Annotated in this window: 1 protein-coding gene; it reads right to left on the bottom strand. The window is 70.7% G+C overall.

The window, feature by feature from the left end; all coding sequences use genetic code 11:
- Positions 1-550, bottom strand: a 550-nt coding sequence (locus tag AC0L2A_RS36355) for a condensation domain-containing protein (RefSeq protein ID WP_473613000.1), incomplete at both ends; no start/stop codon positions are given.

The raw sequence follows: 550 nt of genomic DNA, 5'->3' as shown, positions 1-550 counted from the left end.
CCTGCTGCATGTAGCCGCAGACCCGATCCGCAGACACGGGCTCCACCACCTGCGCCGTCAGGCCGAGCGCCTCGCCAAAATCCTCCACCGACAGGGTCAGCGGATAGTTGGTGCGCTCCTCGCCGCCCAGCCGTTCGATGCCGGACAGGACATCATCCGCTTTGCAGGCGACCGCCGGCGTGTTGTGACGGTAGTTCAACAGCGCGCTGAACAGCGGCGCCGGCGCCGCCACCCCGCTGCAGCGTTGCGCCAGCGCCAGCGAGGCATGCTCGTGCGCCAGCAGCTCGGAAAGCCGCGCATGCGTGGTCCGCACGCTCGCCTCGACCCCGGTCCCGTCGAGGTCAAGCCGCACAGGCAGGGTGTTGATGAACAGGCCCAGCGCCCGGTCGGCCCCGGCACCGGCATGCATGCGGCCGAACAGCACCGTGCCGAACACCACCTGCTCTCGGCCGCTGCTGCGCGCCATCACCTGCCCCCAGGCCAGATGGCAGAGGCTCGCCAGGCTCACCCCCAGCCGCCGCGCCTGTTGCCGCAGCCGATCGTTGAGCGC

It is taken from the genome of Mesorhizobium sp. WSM4844 (assembly GCF_055811775.1).
Note: the sequence above shows the minus strand (reverse complement) of the source record. Positions and strands in the feature narration are given on the sequence as shown.